This is a genomic window from Buchnera aphidicola (Aphis helianthi) (genome assembly GCF_005083845.1).
Lineage (GTDB): Bacteria > Pseudomonadota > Gammaproteobacteria > Enterobacterales > Enterobacteriaceae > Buchnera > Buchnera aphidicola_AW.
Window position 1 is genome coordinate 53,222 of record NZ_CP034894.1, and the last position, 16,777, is coordinate 69,998.

General features: G+C 25.0%; 16 protein-coding genes. 7 read left to right on the forward strand and 9 right to left on the reverse strand.

Features of this window, described 5'->3' with window-relative positions; all coding sequences use genetic code 11:
- Positions 1-18: 18 nt before the first annotated feature.
- The 5 genes from D9V62_RS00255 to cysE all read left to right on the forward strand — a co-directional run bounded on the left by D9V62_RS00255 (position 19) and on the right by cysE (position 4,622).
- Positions 19-1,227 (forward strand): argininosuccinate synthase, encoded by a 1,209-nt coding sequence (locus D9V62_RS00255; RefSeq protein ID WP_158339824.1) that lies wholly within the window; start codon positions 19-21, stop codon positions 1,225-1,227.
- Between the two features lie 50 nt (positions 1,228-1,277).
- On the forward strand, positions 1,278-2,657 hold the full coding sequence (gene argH / locus D9V62_RS00260; RefSeq protein WP_158339825.1) for an argininosuccinate lyase: 1,380 nt from the start codon (positions 1,278-1,280) through the stop codon (positions 2,655-2,657).
- Between the two features lie 133 nt (positions 2,658-2,790).
- Entirely contained in the window at positions 2,791-3,231 is a 441-nt protein-coding gene (locus tag D9V62_RS00265) for a rhodanese-like domain-containing protein (RefSeq protein WP_158339826.1), read from the forward strand.
- Between the two features lie 48 nt (positions 3,232-3,279).
- Positions 3,280-3,735, forward strand: coding sequence for a protein-export chaperone SecB (gene secB, locus D9V62_RS00270; protein ID WP_158339827.1), 456 nt, complete (start codon positions 3,280-3,282; stop codon positions 3,733-3,735).
- Between the two features lie 56 nt (positions 3,736-3,791).
- Complete coding sequence (cysE, locus tag D9V62_RS00275) at positions 3,792-4,622, forward strand: serine O-acetyltransferase (RefSeq protein ID WP_158339828.1); 831 nt, start codon at positions 3,792-3,794, stop codon at positions 4,620-4,622.
- 101 nt (positions 4,623-4,723) lie between these two features.
- On the opposite strand, the gene rpoD is transcribed toward cysE, so the two are convergent.
- The 3 genes from rpoD to rpsU form a co-directional block, all read right to left on the reverse strand.
- Positions 4,724-6,601: an RNA polymerase sigma factor RpoD gene (gene rpoD / locus D9V62_RS00280; protein ID WP_158339829.1), complete on the reverse strand. Its 1,878-nt coding sequence runs from the start codon at positions 6,599-6,601 to the stop codon at positions 4,724-4,726.
- A 96-nt stretch (positions 6,602-6,697) separates the two neighbouring features.
- Positions 6,698-8,434, reverse strand: coding sequence for a DNA primase (gene dnaG / locus D9V62_RS00285; RefSeq protein WP_158339830.1), 1,737 nt, complete (start codon positions 8,432-8,434; stop codon positions 6,698-6,700).
- A 66-nt stretch (positions 8,435-8,500) separates the two neighbouring features.
- Positions 8,501-8,716, reverse strand: a complete 216-nt coding sequence (rpsU, locus tag D9V62_RS00290) for a 30S ribosomal protein S21 (RefSeq protein WP_158339831.1) — start codon at positions 8,714-8,716, stop codon at positions 8,501-8,503.
- Positions 8,717-8,932: 216 nt separating this feature from the next.
- Here rpsU and tsaD point away from each other — a divergent pair, with 216 nt between their 5' ends.
- Positions 8,933-9,955, forward strand: a complete 1,023-nt coding sequence (gene tsaD, locus D9V62_RS00295) for a tRNA (adenosine(37)-N6)-threonylcarbamoyltransferase complex transferase subunit TsaD (RefSeq protein WP_158339832.1) — start codon at positions 8,933-8,935, stop codon at positions 9,953-9,955.
- 15 nt (positions 9,956-9,970) lie between these two features.
- On the opposite strand, the gene ribB is transcribed toward tsaD, so the two are convergent.
- Positions 9,971-10,621 carry a 3,4-dihydroxy-2-butanone-4-phosphate synthase gene (ribB, locus tag D9V62_RS00300; protein WP_158339833.1) on the reverse strand — a complete coding sequence of 217 codons (651 nt, stop codon included), beginning with the start codon at positions 10,619-10,621 and terminating at the stop codon, positions 9,971-9,973.
- Between the two features lie 245 nt (positions 10,622-10,866).
- Positions 10,867-11,811, reverse strand: coding sequence for a D-glycero-beta-D-manno-heptose-7-phosphate kinase (rfaE1, locus tag D9V62_RS00305; protein ID WP_158339834.1), 945 nt, complete (start codon positions 11,809-11,811; stop codon positions 10,867-10,869).
- 170 nt (positions 11,812-11,981) lie between these two features.
- Here rfaE1 and D9V62_RS00310 point away from each other — a divergent pair, with 170 nt between their 5' ends.
- Positions 11,982-13,214 carry a tRNA CCA-pyrophosphorylase gene (locus tag D9V62_RS00310; RefSeq protein ID WP_158339835.1) on the forward strand — a complete coding sequence of 411 codons (1,233 nt, stop codon included), beginning with the start codon at positions 11,982-11,984 and terminating at the stop codon, positions 13,212-13,214.
- Positions 13,215-13,233: 19 nt separating this feature from the next.
- Here D9V62_RS00310 and D9V62_RS00315 read toward each other — a convergent pair whose 3' ends face one another.
- From D9V62_RS00315 to D9V62_RS00330, 4 genes are all read right to left on the reverse strand, one after another.
- Positions 13,234-14,022: an undecaprenyl-diphosphate phosphatase gene (locus tag D9V62_RS00315; protein ID WP_158339836.1), complete on the reverse strand. Its 789-nt coding sequence runs from the start codon at positions 14,020-14,022 to the stop codon at positions 13,234-13,236.
- A 61-nt stretch (positions 14,023-14,083) separates the two neighbouring features.
- Entirely contained in the window at positions 14,084-14,587 is a 504-nt protein-coding gene (crr, locus tag D9V62_RS00320) for a PTS glucose transporter subunit IIA (RefSeq protein ID WP_158339837.1), read from the reverse strand.
- A gap of 60 nt (positions 14,588-14,647) precedes the next feature.
- Positions 14,648-16,357 carry a phosphoenolpyruvate-protein phosphotransferase PtsI gene (gene ptsI / locus D9V62_RS00325; RefSeq protein WP_158340333.1) on the reverse strand — a complete coding sequence of 570 codons (1,710 nt, stop codon included), beginning with the start codon at positions 16,355-16,357 and terminating at the stop codon, positions 14,648-14,650.
- Positions 16,358-16,511: 154 nt separating this feature from the next.
- Positions 16,512-16,769, reverse strand: coding sequence for an HPr family phosphocarrier protein (locus D9V62_RS00330; protein ID WP_158339838.1), 258 nt, complete (start codon positions 16,767-16,769; stop codon positions 16,512-16,514).
- Positions 16,770-16,777: the final 8 nt, after the last annotated feature.

Below are 16,777 nucleotides of genomic sequence, written 5' to 3' on the forward strand. Positions count from 1 at the left end.
ATATTATAGGTATTTAACATGACAAGTAATCTTGAAAAAGTTGTATTAGCATATTCTGGTGGTTTGGATACTTCGGCAATTATTCCTTGGTTAAAAGAAACTTATAAACTTGATGTTATTGCTTTTGTTGCAGATATTGGTCAATCTAAAAATGATTTAAACGATATTAACAAAAAAGCATTACAATCTGGTGCATCTAGTTGTCACATTTTTGATTTAAAAGATGATTTCATAGAAAATTATGTTTTTCCTATATTAAAAACAGGTGCTTTATACGAAGGTACTTATTTATTAGGAACAGCCCTAGCCAGACCTATTATAGCAAAAAAACAAGTAGAATTTGCTTTAAGTATTGGAGCAAAGTTTTTATGTCATGGTGCTACTGGGAAAGGTAATGATCAAATTCGATTTGAAATGGCTTACGCAGCATTAGCTCCTCATCTGACAGTAATTGCTCCCTGGCGTCAATGGAATTTAAATTCAAGAGAATCATTATTAGATTATCTAAATAAAAAAAATATTAATACTACAGCAACTTTAGAAAAAATTTATAGTAAAGACGAAAATGCTTGGCATATTTCTACAGAAGGTGGTTTACTTGAAAACCTTTGGAATAGAACTAATAGGGATTGTTGGAGTTGGACTACCGATCCAGAAAACGCTCCAGACAAACCAGAATATATTTTATTAAATATAAATCAAGGCTCTGTGAGTGCGATTAATAATGAACATGTAACTCCTTTAAAATGCATTAAAGAATTAAATAAAATAGGTTCTAAACATTCTATAGGACGATTAGATATTGTTGAAAATAGAATTGTGGGAATTAAATCTAGAGGTTGTTATGAAACTCCAGGTGGTACAATTGTTAATACCGCTTTAAGGGCAATTGAACAGTTAGTTTTTGATCGAGAAAGTTTTAATTGGAGAGAAAAAATTGGTTTAGAAATGTCTACAGTAGTTTATGATGGTAGATGGTTTACTCCAATTCGTGAATCTTTACAATGTGCTGCTAATTCATTAGCTTCTTTATTAAATGGAAAAGTAGTATTAAAATTATATAAAGGAAGTGTGATTGCTGTTCAAAAAAAATCTTTATGTTCATTATATTCTGAAGAATATGCAACTTTTAGTAAAGATGAAGTTTATAAACATTCAGATGCAGAAGGATTTATTCGTTTATTTTCTCTTTCTTCTAGAATACGTGCTTTAAATAAGTTAAAATAATTATATAAACAAATAATTATTAAATTAATTAATTTTATCAGAGAAAATATATGTCACTTTGGGGTGGAAGATTCCTTGATGAATCTAATAAATTATTTAAAGAATTCAATGCTTCTTTATCATTTGATTACATTTTAGCACAAGAGGACATATGTGCTTCAATTGCCTGGTCTAAATCTCTTCTAGAAACTGGTGTTTTAACCAAGACAGAACAAAAACAAATAGAAGTTGCTTTAATTTGTTTAAAACAAGAAATTTATACAAATCCAGAACAAATTCTTAAAAGTGATTATGAAGATATTCATAGTTGGATAGAATCTAATCTTATTAAAAAAATAGGAGAACTAGGTAAAAAATTACATACTGGTAGAAGTCGTAATGATCAAATTACTACTGATTTGAAATTATGGTGTAAAAATAACATTCAAATTTTATCACAAAGTATTTTAAATTTTCAAAAAATACTTATTTTAACTGCCGAATCATATTATGATGTTATAATGCCTGGATATACTCATTTACAACGCGCTCAACCTATTACTTTTTCTTATTGGTGCTTAGCATATATAGAAATGTTTAAACGTGATTTTAGTCGTTTAGAAGATACTTTAAAAAGATTAAATGTTAGTCCATTAGGATCAGGAGCTTTATCTGGTACAGGATGGAATATTGATCGTGACAAATTAGCATTATCTATGGGTTTTAGATCTGCTACTAATAATGCATTAGATAGTGTTTCAGATCGAGATTATGTTGTAGAACTATTATCTTCTGCTTCCATTAGTATGATGCATTTATCTAGATTTTCTGAAGATTTAATTTTTTTTAATTCTAGTGAAGCAAATTTTATCGAATTATCTGATTCTATTGCATCAGGGTCATCGTTAATGCCTCAAAAAAAGAATCCAGATGCTTTAGAATTAATACGTGGAAAATGTAGCCGTGTATATGGATCCTTGTTTTCTATTTTAGTTGTTTTAAAAGGTTTACCATTGTCTTATAATAAAGATATGCAAGAAGATAAAGAAAGTCTTTTTGATGCAATTAGAACATGGAATAATTCCTTGTTAATGGCTATTTTAATTTTAAAAAATATAAAAGTAAATCGTTTATCTTGCTATCAAGCTGCAGAAAAAGGATACTCTAATGCTACAGAAGTTGCAGATTATTTAGTGAAAAAAGGAATTACTTTTCGAGAAGCGCATAATATATCTGGGAAAATAGTATTACGAGCTATAAATGAAAATAAAGCTTTAAAAGATTTAGATTTGTTTATATTTCAGGAATATAATAATCTTATAGAAAACGATATATATGATCATATTACTTTAGAAGCATGTATTAAAAAACGCACATCAAAAGGTGGGGTTTCGTTAAATGAAGTCCAAGATGCAATTATAAAAGAAAAAATTCGATTAAATATTGTATAACTTTTAAGATATAAAAATTATAATAGTATTTCAATTTTATATTTTTAGGCATTTAAAGTTTTTTTAAATGCCAAAATTAACACTACCTAGATATATTATTATTTTAACCTATAAAAAATAGGATGTTTATTTCGTGAATAATATATTATTTTTTATATCTAATAATTTAGCACTTAGTGCTATATGGTTATTTTTCTTAATTATTATTGTTGTTTTAATTTATAAGCAATTTTATTTAAAAGAAAAAATAATTAATAATCTTGATGCAATAAAATTAATTAATGAAAAAAATGCTACAATCATCGATACACGATCTTTAGAATTATATAATACAGGTCATATTTTAAATGCTATTCATATTCCATTAAATGATATTTCTTTTAAAAAAATTAAAGAGTTAAATTTATCTACTGTTGTACCTGTAATTCTTATAATACATTCATCAAATAATAATAACAAATATATTAAGAAATTCATTGATAATGGAATAAGTAATATTTACATTTTAAAAAATGGAATGGAGGCCTGGAATACAGAAAATCTTCCTGTGATTACAAATAAAAATAATAATTAAATATGATAAAATAAAATTTTAATTAAATATTAAGCATTGGAAAATTTTATGATAGAAAAACAATTAGAAAAAAAAGTATTTGCAATTCAGAGAATTTATATAAAAGATATTTCTTTTGAAGCACCTAATACACCTGCAATTTTCGAAAAAAAATGTATTCCAACGATGAAATTTAATATAAACACAGATGTAAAAAAAATAAAATTAGATATTTTCGAAATTATTTTACAAGTTAGAGTAATAGTAGAAAGTAAAAAAGACTTAGTCTTTTTATGCGATGTACATCAAGCAGGAATTTTTCTTATTTCTAAATTTAATGAACAAGAGTTAAAATATTGTATAGCTTCATATTGCCCAAATATTTTGTTTCCATATGCTAGAACATGTATATCTAGTTTAGTTTCTTATGGTAGTTTTCCACAATTAAATCTTGCACCGATTAATTTTGATGATATTTTAAATCAAAATTCAAATTTAAAAAAAGATAATATCGACATCAATTGATATTTATATTTTTAATAATAAATGATGTATTTTAAAGACTATTTTAAGGAAAAACTATGTGTTCTACAGAAATCTTAGAACTATGGAATATAATAATATATGAAGCTAAACTTGCATCAAAAAAAGAACCAATTTTATATCGATTATATAAAGAAAGTATATTAAAACATAAGAAATTAAATTATGCATTAAGTTATATATTATCAACTAAATTATCTAGTTCAATAGTTTCTAGAAAAAATATGCAAAATATTTTTGATACAATATATTTAAATAATTTTTTTATGTTAGATCTAGTAGTTAAAGATTTAAAAGCTATTTTACAAAGAGATCCAGTTGTAAATAATTATTTAATCCCGTTTTTATATTTTAAAGGTTTTCATGCATTAGAATCATATAGAATAAGTCATTATCTTTGGAATCAAAAAAAATATGCATTATCAATGTATTTACAAAGTAGAATTTCTACTGTTTTTTCAGTTGATATTCATCCAGCTGCATATATTGGTTCTGGAGTGATGTTAGATCATGCAACTGGTATTGTTATTGGGGAAGGAGTTGTTATAGAAGATAACGTTTCTATTTTACACTCTGTTACTTTAGGCGGAACAGGAAAAAATAATAGTAAAAATAGACATCCAATTATTAGAAGCAAAGTTAGTATAGGTGCGGGAGCTAAAATATTAGGAAATATTGAAATTGGTTCTGAAACAAAAATCGGTGCTGGTTCAGTAGTATTAAAAAATATTCCACCATATGTTACAGTTGCTGGAGTGCCAGCTAAGATTGTAAAAAAAATAAAAAATAATGTAAATACTTTTTCTAAAGAAAGCCAAAGTATCTCTTTAGATAGTATAGAAGAATTTCAATATGGAGATGGTATTTAGTAAAACTTAGATTTAAAACTCCTGTGTTTTATTAAAAACATAATTTTTATGTTATTATTATTTTATTACAGAAGTTTTATTTGTTATTATATAATATGATATTAATCATCTAAAAAGCTGCGCAATACTTCTGATCTGCTTGGATGACGTAGTTTTCTTAATGCTTTTGCTTCTATTTGCCTTATTCTTTCCCTAGTAACATCGAATTGTTTTCCTACTTCTTCTAAAGTATGATCGGTATTCATATCAATTCCAAAACGCATACGAAGAACTTTAGCTTCTCGAGCTGTAAGTCCTGATAATACATCATGTGTTGCTGATCTTAAACTTTCAGATGTAGCTGAATCTAGTGGAAGTTCTAATGTAGTATCTTCTATAAAGTCACCTAAATGAGAATCATCATCATCTCCTATAGGAGTTTCCATAGATATAGGTTCTTTAGCTATTTTTAAAACTTTTCTAATTTTATCTTCTGGAATTAACATTTTTTCAGAAAGTTCTTCAGGTGTTGGCTCACGTCCTGTTTCTTGAAGTATTTGTCTAGAAATACGATTAAGTTTATTAATAGTTTCTATCATATGAACAGGAATACGAATAGTACGTGCTTGATCTGCAATAGAACGAGTAATTGCTTGACGAATCCACCAAGTTGCATAAGTTGAAAATTTATATCCTCTACGATATTCAAACTTATCTACTGCTTTCATTAAACCAATATTACCCTCTTGAATTAAATCTAAAAATTGTAATCCTCTATTAGTATATTTTTTAGCAATAGAAATAACTAGTCTTAAATTTGCTTCTACCATTTCTTTTTTAGCTCTTTTAGCCTTCGCTTCTCCAATAGACATTCGTTTATTAATATCTTTTACTTCCTTTATTGTTAAACCTGTTTCTTTTTCTATATTAGTTAATTTTTTTATACTTGTAAAAATTTTTTCTTCAACTTCTTGTAATTTTTCAGACCATGGTTGTTTTGAATTTTTTTCTTTAATAAACCAATCTATATTATTTTGATTTCCTAAAAAAATTTTCATAAAATTTTTTTTTGGCATATGACATTTTTCGATACATAATTTCATTATAATTTTTTCTTGTGTTCTTACTCTTTCCATCATATCGCGCATATTATTAACTAAATGATCAAATTGTTTAGGAACCAATCTAAATTGTTTAAAAATTTCTGAAAGATTATAAATTTCTAATAATGAATCTTTATGATTTCTATTTTTAATTTTAATTGTATTACTTGTATTAGTATATTGTTCTCGTAATGCAGAAAATTTTTCGTTTGCTAACTCTGGATCAATACTATTTTCTTCATCTTCTTCGTTGTCTTCATTTTCTTCATCTTCTTCGTTGTCTTCATCTTCTTCATCTTGATTATGAACTTCAGTATTAGTATCATCATCTAAAAGTTCAGATCTTAGATGAATATTGTTAGAAAGAGGTAAAATTTCTTCTGCATTAGGATCGACAAATCCTGTTACTATATCAGACAATCTTATTTGACCAGTTTTAATTCGATCATATTGTTCTAAAAGATAAGTAATAGCTTCTGGATATTCTGACACTGAAGATTGAACTTGATTAATTCCTTCTTCGATACGTTTTGCTATATCAATTTCACCTTCTCTTGTAAGTAATTCAACACTTCCCATTTCTCGCATATACATGCGAACAGGATCAGTTGTCCTACCTATCTCAGATTCAACACTTGATAAAACTTGTGTCACTGCTTCTACTGCATCTTCATCTGTATCTGTATTTATTTCGTTTAAAATTAAATCATCTGCATCAGGTGCTTCTTCGACGACTTGAATTCCCATATCATTAATCATCTGAATAATGTCATCGATTTGTTCGGAATCAATAATATCTTCTGGAAGATGATCATTAACTTCGGCATAGGTTAAATACCCTTGCTCCTTACCATGTGTAACAAGCAGCTTAAGTTGTGACTTTGGGTTTTGCTCCATAGGAAAATATCCAAATTCTGTTAATATAATGAATATTAATTGACTGTATCGTCAATAATGAATATATAGAATTATTGTAATTTTAAGGTGTACTATTCAGCTATTTTTTATTTTTTTATTAATAGACCAAATTTCTTTTTTTTCGTGTATTGTTAATCCGTTCGTTCTTTCTTTTGCGAGTAGATATTCCTGTCTTTTTTCAAGATTTTTTTTATATATACTTTTTAATAAATCTAAAAACATAGGTTGAATCTTATCTTCAACTATCATATGATCTAATGTTGATAGTGTTTTTAAAATATTAATTATTTTACTATCTCTATAAAATTCTAGTAATTGACCGGTATTAAATTTTGGATTTTCTAAACATGTTTTTAAGATTTCTAAAAAAATAGGAATTCCTTTTATTTTTGAATGTTTAAATTTATTTATAGAAGTTACTAAATTTGATAAATTAGGGTTTTGAACAAGTAAAGCTATAAGAGTTTGCATTTGAGTTTGTTTACTTTTATATTGTAAAACTTTATTATTGTTCTTTTTTTGGTGCAAAAATTTTTCAAATTGGTAATCATCTAAAATTCCTATTATTCGTGCTAATATTTGTCTTAAATAAATTCGTATTGTATCACTAGATATACAATTTATTAAAGGTAAAGCACGCACACTTAAATAAAATTTATCATCATTAGATGATAAATCAATTCCTTTTAAAATATTTTTAAAAAAAAATTTAGACATTGTAAGAGCGTTTTGAATACGTATTTGAAAATTTTCAGCTCCTTCTTTTTTAATAATAGTATCCGGGTCTTCATTTTCAGGTAATATGATAAATTTTACGGTTTTTTTATCAGATATATATGGTAATGTAATTTTTAAAGTTCTCCAAGCAGCATTTTTACCTGCGTTATCACCATCATAACAGTATATAACTGTATCAGTATTTCGAAAAAGTATTTTTACTTGCTCTTTTGTAATTGACGTTCCTAAAGATGAAACTACATAATCAATTTTATTTTGTGTTAATATAATAACATCAATATATCCTTCTACAACTAATAGATATTTTGGTTTTGAGTTTTTCTTTTTTACTTGGTACAATCCATAAATTTGTTCACTTTTATAAAAAATATTTGTTTCAGTTGAGTTGATATATTTTGGCGAAATATTTTTGATTGTTCTACCTCCAAACCCTACAGTTCTTCCGTATTTATCATGTATAGGAAATATTATTCTTCCTTGAAAAGAATCGTATATTTGATTATTTTTATTAATAGAAATAATTTTATAATCTAATAATTCTTTCTCAAATTCTTTTTTTATATTCAGTTTTTTAGAAAATAAATCCCATGTAAAACTTGAAAATCCAATATAAAAATATTTCATCATATTTTTACTAATTCCTCTTTGAATTAAATATTCACAAGCAGAATTAGTTAATATTACGTTTTTTTGATATAACTTAGATATTTGATCTGTTAATAAATATAACTTTTGTTTTTTAAAATAGTCATTTTTTTCAGATATTATATTTTTTTCAAATGGAATTAACAGTCCATGTATTAAAGCAAGTTCTTCAATACTCTCTATAAAAGTTAAATTTTCATAGTTTATTAAAAAATCAATTGCATTTCCATGGATGTTACATCCAAAACAATAATAAAATTGTTTTTCAAAACTTACTGTAAACGATGGTGTTTTATCGTGGTGAAAAGGGCAATTAGTTTGATAATTTCTACCTTTTTTTTTTAATTTTATTCGAGTGTTAATAAGATCAACAATATTAGTTCGATATAATAAATCATTAATAAAATATTTAGGTATTTTTCCAGACATAGATTTTTTAGTATAATCCCGTTCTTTTAAAAGAACGGTTTTTTTTTTAAAATGTTTTTATATATTTTAATACATACGGATTCGTTTTGAGTTTTCTCGTGTAAGTTTTTTTGCTAAACGTTTTATAGCAGAAGCTTTAGCACGTTTTCTTTCAGTAGTAGGTTTTTCATAAAATTCTCTTCTACGTATTTCCGCTAAAATACCAGCTTTTTCACAAGATCTTTTAAAACGACGTAGTGCTACATCAAATGGTTCATTTTCTCGTACTTTTATTATTGGCATGTAATATTTACCTTAATTATTTAATTTATATTGTATATTATAATTGTATAATTTAAATTTATTCTCTAATTTTTAATAGTATTTTTTAATTATTACAGAATGAATCCTATCTCAATTAATATTATGTTGTAAAGTATCATTATTTAAATATGGTTATTTTTTGATTAAATTTAATTTTATTTATAATTATTTAACTTTAGATAAATAGGTATTAAAATGAAAGTATTAGGTATTGAAACATCTTGTGATGATACTGGAATTGCTGTTTATGATAATATTCAAGGTTTATTAATCAATGAATTATATAATCAAAAAAGACTACATGCTAATTATGGTGGAATTGTACCGGAGTTAGCATCCCGTGAACATGCTAATAAAATAATTTTTTTGATAGATAAAATTTTTAAAAAAATAAATGTAAAGAAGGAAATTGATCTTATTGCATATACTGCGGGGCCTGGTTTATCTGGTTCTTTATTGGTTGGAGCTACGTTTGCATGTTCTTTAGGTTTTTCTTTAAATATTCCAGTATTAGCTGTTAATCATATGGAAGCTCATTTATTATCTCCAATGTTAGAGTATAAGTCAATGAAATTTCCATTTATTGGATTATTAGTATCTGGCAAACATACTCAAATTATTGCAGCTTATAAATTGGGAAAATATAAAATTCTTGGGACCTCCTTAGATGACGCTGCAGGTGAAGCTTTTGATAAAACAGCAAAATTATTAGGTTTAAAATATCCAAATGGTAAAGAATTATCTAATTTAGCAAAAAAAGGTGTCAAGAGTAATTTGTATTTTCCTCGTCCTATGAAAAATCATTCTAATCTACATTTTAGTTTTTCAGGTTTAAAAACATTTGCTTCAAATATTATTAAAAATAACATTTTAAATTTTCAACAAAAAGCAAATATTGCAAAAGCTTTTGAAGATGCAGTTATTGATATATTATTGATTAAAACTAAAAAAGCTTTACTTCAACAAGGATGGAATAATTTAGTAATAGCTGGAGGTGTTAGTGCAAATAAATTATTACGTAAGAAATCAAAGATTATGATGAAAGAAGTATTTAATGGTAATACATTTTATTCATCCCCTCAATTATGTACAGATAATGGTGCAATGATTGCTCATTTAGGATCTTTACATTATAATAAAACAAATATTTCTTCTTTAGAGATTGTAATAAAACCAAAGTGGTCTTTAGATAATTTATCGTTATCTTATAATAATTAGAATTTGTATATAAATTTATTTTTTTTTGTGATTTTTATGCATGTATAAAAGTAAATCTTTTATAGTTAATATCGTCATATTTTTTGCTTTTGAAAATTTAATAATTTCAGGTGTTCGAGACATTGATCCGTCTTTATTAGTTAATTCGCAGATTACTCCAGCTGGTTTAAAACCAGCAAGGGATACTATTTCAATAGCTGCTTCTGTATGGCCAGCTCGTGCTAAAATTCCACCTGTATTACCTCTTAAAGGAAATACATGACCTGGCCGATTTAAATCACTTGGTTTAGCATTATCTGCTATAGCTGTTTTTATTGTTTTGAGTCTGTCTTTAGCTGAAACACCAGTAGAAATACCTTTAGCAGCCTCTATTGTAACTGTGAATCCTGTTCGATATGTACTTGTATTATTTTGAACCATCATAGGTAAATTTAATTTTTTACGTTTAGATTCTGTGATGCATAAACATACAATACCACTACCATAACGAATTGCTAAAGCCATTTGTTCTACTGTCATTTTTTCACATGAAAATACAAGATCTCCTTCATTTTCTCTATTTTCATCATCTAGTATAATAATACCTTGTCCAGATTTTAAAGCTAATATTCCTTTTTCTACACGTTGTATAGGGTTTCCAAATTCATAAAGTAGTTTTTGATTCATTTTGAAAACCTTATTAAATTAAACTATTAAACGAATAATATTTAAAATTTTTTATATATGAAGCATAATTTAAAGACATATAATTGTCGTATATTATAACTTGAATAAAAATCAAGAGCAATCTAGAACTACATGATTATAAAAGATTTATATACTTTTATATCTAAGTATTAAATATGATATTTAGATATAAAATTTATTTTTTTATGTAAATAATATAAATATTTATTTAAAAATATTTTTAATTACATATTTAATACCGTATTTAATTCGTTTATATTTAGAGTTTCTGTTCCTATTTTTTGTATTACTATACTTGCTCCGATATTAGCGTAAAAACATGATTCTTCTAATGAATAACCTGTAGCCAAAGAAGCAGCAATAATAGAAATAACTGTATCACCTGCACCTGTTACATCTGATGCTATTTTAGATATTGCTGGAAAATGTATTGGTTTTTTTTCAGGTTGAAATAATGTCATACCATTTTTAGATCGAGTTACTAATAACGCTGATAGATCTAATTCAGATACTAATTTTATTCCTCTTTTTAATATTTGTTTTTCTTCATAACATTTTCCTACTATTTGCTCGAATTCAAAAAGATTAGGTGTTAATAAACTGGCTCCAGAATATTTTTTAAAATCTACTCCTTTTGGATCTATAAGCGTATGAATAGACATTTTTTTTGCGAGATTAATAATTTTTTTAATGTGCAATAGTGTTCCTTTTGCATAATCTGAAAGAACTAAAACTTTATAATTCTTTAACGAATTAATAATTTTTTCATGTAATAAATTAAAATTATTAAATATATATTGTTCTTGGAAATCTAATCGCATTAGTTGGTTTTTTTCCGATATAATTCTAATTTTTGTAATTGTTTTAGTATTTTTAATAATTATCAAATCGGAATAAATTTTTATATGTTTAAGAAGTTTATCTAATATTATTCCCTCATTATCTTCACCAATTAAGCCAATTATTTTACATTGACCACCTATTTCTGCAATATTTTTAGCTACATTACCCGCTCCACCGGGTTGATTTTTAATTTTTTTAATTAATGCAACTGGCATTGATTGTTCGGATAGCATATAGTAATTTTTACTATACCAATAACAATCTAATATTAAATCTCCTACTACGAGAACAAGTGCATTATTAAAATCAATGATTTCTTTTTTCATTAAGAATACCCTAAGATGTTATTAAAATAATTATTATATTTTTTTATATATTAATATTACCTTTAAAAATATCACAACATTTAATTATTACAAATAATCTTAAAACATTTAAGTATTCTATATTTTTCATTTAAAATAAAACTTTATTTTTTTATCTTGAGAAAATTTTTATGAAAATATACTTAGTTGGTGGTGCTGTACGTGATAAATTATTAAATTTACCTATTAAAGATAGAGATTGGGTAGTAGTCGGAGCTACTAAAGAAATATTATTAAAGAAAAATTTTCAACAAGTTGGTAAAGATTTTCCGGTATTTTTGCATCCAGATACACATGAAGAATACGCTTTGGCAAGAAAAGAAAGAAAATTCGGAAAAGGTTATACTAATTTCTGCACTAATTTCAGTTCTAACATAACGTTAGAAGAAGATTTAGTTAGGCGTGATTTAACAATTAATGCTATTGCTCAAGATAAATTTGGTAATTATATTGACCCGTATCAAGGTAAAATAGATTTAGAAAATCGTTTATTACGTCATGTTTCGGAATCTTTTATTGAAGATCCATTACGTGTTTTGCGAACTGCACGATTTGCAGCTAAATTAATGCATTTAGGATTTCGTGTTGCTAAAGAAACTATGCTTTTAATGTGTGAAATCGTCAATAAAAAAGAGCTATTATATTTAACTATAAATAGAATTTGGAATGAAACTGAAAAAGCATTTAAAACCAAAAATCCACATGTTTATTTTCAAGTGCTTTACTCTTGTAAAGCACTTAATTTAATATTTCCAGAAATATATTTTTTGTATCAAAAAGAATTATTTTTTACAAATATTTTTAATTACTTAAATAATTATTTTTTATCAACAGGTTTATCTAAGATATCTATTTTAACTAAAGATATTTCTATACGTTTTGCTTATTTATTTCAGTTTGTTTCTTTAAATATAAATTATATATCTAATACAAAATTGTATGATAAAACTTCTGCATCTATTGTAAAAAGTTTTTGTAATCGTCTTAATGTTCCTATACATATCAAGGAAATAGTGATACTAAGTGCTGGTTTTTATAATTTTTTACATGCAATAAACTATCAATCTTCTGAGGATATTATTAGTTTTTTTTCTAAGATAGATGCCTGGAGAAAACCAGATCGTATTGAGAAATTTGCATTTTTAACTGATTTTAATTTTTTTAATAATAAATTAAGTAATATTTCTAATATTAGTTTAGCACCTGGTTTATTTTTAAAAAAATCATTTTATGTTATACAAAATATATCTATTAAATCAATTTTAAAGAAAGGTTTTATAGGAAATCAAATAAAATATGAATTAAATCGATTGAGAATTAAAAAATTAGATTTATGGAGAATAAAAAACTTAAAAAAAGTATAACTAAATAAAGTATGATTTATTAATTTATGAAATAAATTAAAAAAGCTAATATAAAACGATAAAATCCGAAGAAATTTAATGAAATCTTATTAAGTATTTTAATCAGTTTATTAATTGATAGTAAAGAAATTATTAAAGATATAAAAAATGCACTTAAATAATATGGTATATAACTAATATTGATATTATTTATATTTTTTATTAAATCTAAACAAGATGCTCCTATTGTTAATGGAATGGAAGTAATAAAAGAGAAATCTATTGCAACAGAACGTTTTATACCTAATAATATTGCACTTCCTATAGTAGCACCTGATCTTGAAAATCCTGGGTATAAACATAATGCTTCAAAACATCCGATAATAAATGATTGTAAAAATTTTATATCATTAATAGAATTTATTGTAGATTTTTTAGGTTTTAAATTTTCAGAAACAATAAGAAAAAAACCTCCAATAATTAATGAGTACATAACATTTTTAGGATTAAATAATAATTTAATATTATTATAAAAAATAAAACCTAAAAATATTGTAGGTATAAGAGATATTAAAATATGTATATTTTTTGTTGTTTTTTTTCCTTTTTTAAATTTTATTAAATTTATTATTTTTTTAAAAAAAAACATTAATATTGCTATTGAAGATCCAAATTGAACAAATATTTTTAATATATCTGCATGTTTATTTGATACACCTAACCAATGACTAATAATAATTATATGTCCTGTTGATGAAATAGGAAGAAATTCTGTTATTCCCTCTACTATTCCAATAATCATAGAAATAATTGTTTGATATATATACATAAATTTTCTCTTTTTAAATAAAACGGTACTAAATAATAGCACCGTTTTTATTTTTTAGAAATTAATTATATAAAGACATAATTATTGTTTCACCAGCAATAATAGAACCTGATGATTTTTCTATTTTTTTAAATTTTTCCATATTAGATATTACTACAGGTGTTAAAATAGAACGTGCTGTTTTTTCCAATATATTTAAATCAAATAAGATAATAATATCTCCTATTTTTACTTTTTGATTATCTTTTGCTATTTGTTTAAAACCTTCTCCTTTTAGTTTTATTGTATCTATTCCAAAATGTACAAATAATTCAACTCCATCTTCTGATAGCACTGAAAAAGCATGTTTACTATCAAGTATTTTACCGATAGTTCCATTGATTGGTGATATTATTTTATTACCTGATGGTTTTATTGCAATACCATCACCTACGATTTTTTTTGCAAAAACTACATCTGGTACATCTTCAATATTGACTATTTCACCTGATACAGGTGCAAAAATATCTATTTTTTTTAAAGAATTAGATTTTTTACTATTAAAAAAATTCGATAAGAAACCCATTTTATTCTCCTAAGTACTTCTATCATTAAATTTTTTATATAAAAAAAATCAAATGACTCCTTAATTAAATGTATTTAATAAATTAAATATTTCTTGTGTTGTAGGCAAAGTTAATATTTTTTTAGCTAATTTTTGAGCTTTTAAAAAAGATATTTTTCGAATTGTTTCTTTGATTTTAGGAATACTTGTTGAACTCATACTAAACTCATCTAAACCCATACCTAATAAAAGAGCAGTAATGCGTTCATCTCCTGCTAATTCTCCACACATACCAGTCCATTTTCCGTCATTATGTGAAACATCAATAACTTTTTTAATTAATTTTAATACAGATGGACTTATAGGATTGTATAAATGTGAAATTAAATCATTACCTCTGTCAACAGCTAAAGTATATTGCGTTAAATCATTAGTACCAATACTAAAAAAATCTACTTCTTTGATTAAATATTCTGCTATTATAGCTGATGCAGGAGTTTCTATCATAATTCCAATTTTAATATTTTTATCAAATAGTATATTATTATGATCTAATTGATATTTTAATTTTTTAATTTCTATTTTTAATATTCTAATTTCCTCTACAGATATAATCATAGGAAATAAAATATATATTTTACCAAATGCAGAAGCTCTAAGTATAGCTCTTAACTGAGCATGTAAAATTTCTTTTCTATCCATTGAAATACGTATGGCTCTCCATCCAAGAAATGGATTTTCTTCTTTTGGTAAATTCATATATGGAAGATCTTTATCGCCTCCAATATCCATAGTCCTTATGATAACTGACTTATTTTCCATAGTTTCTGCAATTTTTTTATATGCTTGAAATTGTTCTTGCTCAGTAGGAAATGTATTACGACCCATAAATAAAAATTCTGTTCGATAAAGACCAATACATTCAGCACCATTTTTCTTTGCTGATTCGACATCTTGAATATTGCCAATATTAGAACCAATTTTAATATTATGTCCATCAATTGTGGTTGCTGGTAAATATTTTAATTTTTTAAAACTATTTTTTTTAATAAAATAGTTTTTTTCAACCTCTCGTTTTTTATTTATTAATTCAGTAGAAGGGTTGATAAAAATTTGATTGTTAATTGAATCTAAAACAATATAGTCATTGTTCTTGACTATATTTGTAATATTACTAGTTCCTACAATTGCAGGTATTTCAAGTGATCTTGCCATAATTGAAGTGTGCGATGTTAAACCACCTAAATCTGTAATAAATCCTAAAATGTATGTTAAATTAATTTGTGCAGTTTCTGAAGGAGTGAGATCTTTTGAAATTAGAATTACTTTATCTTTTATGTTATTTAAATCAATAATATTAATGTTAAGTATATTTTTTAATAAACGTAATCCAATATCTCTTACATCAATTGCTCTATTTTTTAAATATTCATCTTGTATTTTTTCTAACGCTTTTGCTTGTTCTTCAATAACATATTGAGTTGCTTCTTCTGCTGATATTTTCTTTTCTTGAATTAAGTCTATTATTTCTTTTTCTAATTCTTCGTCTTCAAGAAGCATAATATGACTTGCAAAAATATCTTCTTGTTTTTTTCCAAATTTTTTTCCTATAGTTAGTTTGATTTCTTGTAATTGATTTACTGATTTTTTTCTTCCATTAAAAAATTTATTTATTTCTGTTTGAATATTTTTAACAGAAATTATTTTCCGGTTAATGACAATGTCTTCATGTTTTAATAAAAGAGCATGGCCAAAAGCTATACCCGGTGATGCTGAAATGCCTGAAATCATAACATTACCTTTAACTATAAATTTTATATTTGTTTTAGAGAGGAAAACATTGAATGTCAGGCGAATATATTTTTTTTTATAAGAGAAATCCGGAAGTAGTATTAACCCTCCGGTATTTTTATAAAAATTCATAAATTATTTTTTTAATTATGATTTATTCTAATTCTGTCATTATTTTAGATAAATGTTCAATAGCTTTTTTTTCATCTTTTCCTTCTGCAGATAACGTAATTAAACTTCCATGAACTAAACCAAGTGTTTGAATTTTAAAAAGACTTTTTGCATTCACAGATTTTCCGTTATAAATAATTTGAATATCAGAAATAAATTTTTTTGCTTCTTTTACAAATTCAGCTGCAGGTCGAGTATGTAATCCATGCACAGCAGTAATTTTTATTTCATTTTGAAACATTTTTTTTT

Coding starts and splice junctions, on each gene's coding strand:
- crr (WP_158339837.1), bottom strand. CDS start 14,587: ATGGGTTTCTTATCGAATTTTTTTAATAGTAAAAAATCTAATTCTTTA.
- rpoD (WP_158339829.1), bottom strand. CDS start 6,601: ATGGAGCAAAACCCAAAGTCACAACTTAAGCTGCTTGTTACACATGGT.
- secB (WP_158339827.1), top strand. CDS start 3,280: ATGATAGAAAAACAATTAGAAAAAAAAGTATTTGCAATTCAGAGAATT.
- ribB (WP_158339833.1), bottom strand. CDS start 10,621: ATGAATCAAAAACTACTTTATGAATTTGGAAACCCTATACAACGTGTA.
- rfaE1 (WP_158339834.1), bottom strand. CDS start 11,811: ATGAAAAAAGAAATCATTGATTTTAATAATGCACTTGTTCTCGTAGTA.
- argH (WP_158339825.1), top strand. CDS start 1,278: ATGTCACTTTGGGGTGGAAGATTCCTTGATGAATCTAATAAATTATTT.
- cysE (WP_158339828.1), top strand. CDS start 3,792: ATGTGTTCTACAGAAATCTTAGAACTATGGAATATAATAATATATGAA.
- tsaD (WP_158339832.1), top strand. CDS start 8,933: ATGAAAGTATTAGGTATTGAAACATCTTGTGATGATACTGGAATTGCT.
- ptsI (WP_158340333.1), bottom strand. CDS start 16,357: ATGATTTCAGGCATTTCAGCATCACCGGGTATAGCTTTTGGCCATGCT.
- D9V62_RS00315 (WP_158339836.1), bottom strand. CDS start 14,022: ATGTATATATATCAAACAATTATTTCTATGATTATTGGAATAGTAGAG.
- D9V62_RS00330 (WP_158339838.1), bottom strand. CDS start 16,769: ATGTTTCAAAATGAAATAAAAATTACTGCTGTGCATGGATTACATACT.
- D9V62_RS00255 (WP_158339824.1), top strand. CDS start 19: ATGACAAGTAATCTTGAAAAAGTTGTATTAGCATATTCTGGTGGTTTG.
- D9V62_RS00310 (WP_158339835.1), top strand. CDS start 11,982: ATGAAAATATACTTAGTTGGTGGTGCTGTACGTGATAAATTATTAAAT.
- dnaG (WP_158339830.1), bottom strand. CDS start 8,434: ATGTCTGGAAAAATACCTAAATATTTTATTAATGATTTATTATATCGA.
- rpsU (WP_158339831.1), bottom strand. CDS start 8,716: ATGCCAATAATAAAAGTACGAGAAAATGAACCATTTGATGTAGCACTA.